General features: G+C 68.5%; 3 protein-coding genes. 2 read left to right on the top strand and 1 reads right to left on the bottom strand.

The genetic code is table 11. The features are described from left to right. Nucleotides 1-217, bottom strand: a 217-nt coding sequence (locus ABZ646_RS42420) for a hypothetical protein (protein WP_360531902.1), incomplete at its 3' end; no start/stop codon positions are given. 180 nt (nt 218-397) lie between these two features. Between ABZ646_RS42420 and ABZ646_RS42415 the strand changes: the two genes are divergently transcribed. Both ABZ646_RS42415 and ABZ646_RS42410 read left to right on the top strand, forming a co-directional pair. After that, entirely contained in the window at nt 398-2506 is a 2109-nt protein-coding gene (locus ABZ646_RS42415; protein WP_360531899.1) for an alpha/beta hydrolase fold domain-containing protein, read from the top strand. Continuing rightward, on the top strand, nt 2503-3801 hold a 1299-nt coding region (locus ABZ646_RS42410), incomplete at its 3' end, for an AMP-binding protein (protein WP_360531896.1). The genes ABZ646_RS42415 and ABZ646_RS42410, both read left to right, overlap by 4 nt.

Below are 3801 nucleotides of genomic sequence, written 5' to 3'. Positions count from 1 at the left end.
CCTGCCGCTGCGACGGGGAGCGGCAGGTGACGACGACGAACCGGGCGTCGCGGCCATGACCGAACTGCCTCGGGGGCGACGCCGAACTGCCGCCGGTCGAGGCAACCGTGAAGCAGCCATTCGTCGAAACACCACCGACGGGAATCCGCTGCCAGGACTGTTCGAGTCGTGCGACGAGGGCGCAGTGACGCTCCAGGTCGCGCAGGCGGCTCGCCACTGTCCGGGCTGTCCCGGCGTTGCATGTCCACACGATCGTCCGCACGCCCCATGGTGGCGATTACGGCAAGGGTCTTCCACCAGCACTACGCCCAGCAGCACACCGACCGCTGGGCGCTGAGACGACAGGGACCGGTTGACTCCGGTGTCCCTCATGGTGCCGGCAGAAAGGGCACTGATTGTGAAAGCACTCATTGTGGGCGGTGGCATCGGCGGTGCTGCGGCGGCCCTGGCCTTGCAGCGGCAGGGCGTCGAGGCGACGGTCTTGGAGCGGGCTGCGGAGATCTCTGAGGTCGGTGCCGGGTTGTGGGTCACCGCGAACGGCATGGCCGCCCTGCGTCACCTCGGCTGCGCCCCGCAGGTCGAGAGCCGGTCGGGGGAGATGACCGTCCACGTGTACCGCTCCATCGACGATGACCGGGTGCTCTTCCAGACCAGGCTTGGCCCCGACGCCGCCCGGATTTTCGGGGCGCCTTCCTACCAGGTCCATCGGGCCGACCTGCTCGCAGCCCTCGTCGACGGGCTCGCTCCGGGTACAGTGCGCACCGGCGCACAAGTCGCCGACATAAGGCAGGAAGCTGACGGCGTGACGGCGGTCCTCGACCACGGCGAGGAGATCCGTGGGGATTTCCTGGTGGGCGCCGACGGACTCCGCTCGACCGTCCGCCGGTTCGTCGCGGGAGGTGACGAGGCGCGCTTCGCGAACCTGGTGGCCTGGCGGGCGGTCTTTCCGTTCGAGCGGATCGCCCACCTGCGGCTCGATCCCGGTGAGATATCGACCTGGGCGGGGCCGGGACGCTCGGTCGTGGCTTATCCGCTCCGGCACGGCGAGCTCTACAACTTCGTCGGCTTCGTGCCCATCTCGGAAGTCACGAGGGAGTCGTGGACTCGCTCGGCCGACGTCGCCGACCTACGACGGTCGTTCGCGGGCGTGTGCGCGCCGCTGCAGACGATCATCGACTCGATCGACGAAGCCTTCGTGACCGGTCTGTACTTCCGGGACCCACTCGAGCGGTGGCACGAAGGCCGGGCAGTGCTGCTCGGGGACGCGGCGCATCCAGCGCTGCCGACGGCTGGTCAGGGCGCCGCGCAGGCCCTGGAGGATGCTGTTGTCCTGGCCGCCCGCGTCACCGCCCACGGGCCCGAGGACATCGAATCGGCCCTGGTCGACTACACCATCCGGCGACGCGGACGGACGGCACGAGTGATCGCGCTCTCCCGGGCCAACGCCCACATGATCACCCTGGGCGACGCGGAACTCGTGCGGGCCCGGGACAACCGGTTCCGCGGGATGCAGGATCTCGATCCGCTGGGGCAGGTCCCCTGGAACTGGCTGTGGAGCCACGACGCGGCCGCCGCCGCGACTCGCCCGTTCACGGAAGAGCCGGGTCCGCGCCCGCCAGGAGTCGACGACGGGTGCGTGCTCAGCGTCGAGGAGCAGGCAGCGGGCTGGCTCGGTGAGCGGGCCGGGCGCGAGCGCCATCTCCTGTCGGTGGAGACACCTCCGCCCGCAGTGGGCCTGAACCTGGACGGCACACATGCGTTGGAGGTCGCCTCGCCGACCGGCACCACCTCGGAGACCGTCGTTCTCTTCCTGCACGGTGGCGGGTTCGTCTGCGGATCGGCCCGGTCGTCCGCTGCGAGCGCGGCCCGGGTCGCCGCGGCTCTCGATGCAAGTGCCGTGATCGTCGACTACCGACTGGCGCCCGAGCACGGCTACCCGGCCGCCGCCGACGATGCGTATCGGGCCTACCGCGCCCTCGTCAGGGCACGGCCGGGAGCGCGGCTTGTTCTGTGCGGTGTCGAGGCGGGTGCGCATCTCGCGCTGGGCGTCGCGCAGGCCGCCCGGCACGAGGGGCTGGCGTCGCCCGGATTCCTGTACCTGGTCTCCCCATGGGTGGACCTCCAGCCGACCGGACAGTTCGACGCCCATGGACTCCTTCGCCTTGATGCGAGTGGCGACAACGAGGCCCGTATCGTCCGTGCGGCGTCCTATGTGCAGGGGACGATCGCGGTGGACGATCCGAGGGTCGCGCCCCTGAAGGCCGATCTGAGCGGATTGCCGCCCATGGTGATCCATGCCGCTGCCGGCGAGTCGCTGCGTGCCGACGCGGAGCGACTCACGACGCGAGCCAGGGAGCAGGGGGTTGAGGTGAATCTGGAGTTGTTCGACGACGCACCGCACGACATGCACGCATTCGGCGACCTGACCGCCGCCCGGCGCGCACTCGATCGCCTGCGCGAGTGGGGCAAGGAGTTCGCCCGGGCCACCAAAACGGGCATGCGGTGACCGCCTCACAGATCGATCGCGCGAGGCGTCAAACCCTCGGCGATGTCTTGCATCGCACGGCGGTGCGATATCCCGCCAAACTTGCCATCGTCGACGGAGAAACGGAGTTCACATTTGCGGAGTTCGACGCGGTGGTGGACCGGTTCGCGCAGGCGTTGGCCGCAGCCGGTCTCACGAAGGGCGACCGCCTGGCCCTGATGAGCCGCAATTGTTGGCACTTCGCGGTGTTGGTGTTCGCGACGGCACGGCTCGGCGTCATTCTGGTGCCGGTCAACTTCATGCTGACCGAGGCAGAGGTCTCGTACGTCCTCGACAGCAGCGGTGCGACGGGCTTCTTGGTCGAGGACGGCTTGCTGTCGGCAGTATCGGGCGCGGTGGACTCCCGGATCGCGGTCCGTGGAGTGATCCGCCTGGCGGGTCATGTCACGCCGTCCGGCTGGATCGACGTCGCCGACTGGGCGCAGGGCGGACCGGCGTACGAGTCGCTGGACCCCCCGATCGACGACGACGACCCGATCCGGCTGATGTACACGAGTGGCACGGAGTCACGTCCGAAGGGTGTTGTGCTGTCGAGCCGGTCGCTGATCGCCGAGTACACCAGTTGTCTTGTCGACGGGAAAATGACGCACGACGACGTCGACTTGCATGCGCTCCCGCTGTATCACTGCGCGGCGCTGGATGCCTTCCTCGGGCCGGACGTCTATGTCGGTGCCACCGGGATCATCCTCCGAAGTCCGGATCCGACCGCGATCCTGCAGGCCATCAGCAAGCATCGCGTCACCAAGTTCTTCGCGCCGCCGACGGTATGGATCTCGATCCTGCGCTCGCCGCTGTTCGACGAGACCGACCTGTCATCACTGCGCAAGGGATACTACGGAGCGTCCCCGATGCCTACCGAGATCCTGCGCGAAATCCAGGAGCGGCTGCCCGGCATTGAGCTGTGGAACTTCTATGGGCAAACCGAGCTCGGACCGCTGGCCACGCTGCTGCCGCCAGAGGATCAGGCCGAGCATGCCGGGTCGGCCGGTCGGTCCGTGCTCAACATCGAGACCAGGGTGGTCGACTCGGACGGTCTGCCCGTTCCCCCGGGCACTGTGGGCGAGGTCGTCCATCGCGGACCACACATTGCGTTGGGCTACTGGGGCGACCCCGACAGCACGGCGGCCGCCTTCCGGTCGGGTTGGTTCCATTCGGGAGACCTGGCCGTGATGTCACCTGACGGCCGATTGACGATCGTCGACCGGATCAAGGACATGATCAAGTCCGGCGGTGAGAACGTGGCCAGCCGTGAGGTC

Source organism: Streptomyces sp. NPDC007162 (genome assembly GCF_040634175.1).
GTDB lineage: Bacteria > Actinomycetota > Actinomycetes > Streptomycetales > Streptomycetaceae > Streptomyces.
The sequence above is the reverse complement of the archived record's forward strand: the minus strand, read 5'-3'. Positions and strand labels throughout refer to the sequence as shown.